Origin of the sequence: Pantoea sp. SIMBA_079, assembly GCF_046940275.1 — a bacterium.
Lineage (GTDB): Bacteria > Pseudomonadota > Gammaproteobacteria > Enterobacterales > Enterobacteriaceae > Pantoea > Pantoea borealis.
The window spans coordinates 1-239 of record NZ_JAWRYR010000878.1 but is presented as its reverse complement, the minus strand read 5'-3'; the positions used below and the strand labels follow the sequence as shown (position 1 = coordinate 239).

The following is a 239-nucleotide window of genomic DNA, read 5'->3' as shown; positions in this document are numbered from 1 at the left end:
GGCGGACCACATCTCGTCGACGCGGGCGAACAGGTCCTGCTCCACCGGCGGCACGAAGATCGGGATGCCCGCCGCGACCGCCCGCGGGAGGCCCTGCCCCTGGTCGCGGTGGTGGTGGGTCATCAGCACGGCGTCGAGCGTGTCGAGACCGAGTTCGTGGAGGTGGTCGAGGACGTCACCCGAGCCGAAGTCGATCGCGATGGCGCCGCCAGGCGCGGTGTCGGCATCATCGTCGGACC

1 protein-coding gene is annotated in these 239 nt (G+C 71.5%); it reads right to left on the bottom strand.

From position 1 onward, the window contains the following. The coding region (locus SB719_RS22445; protein ID WP_412160076.1) for an MBL fold metallo-hydrolase at positions 1-239 on the bottom strand (239 nt) is incomplete at both ends.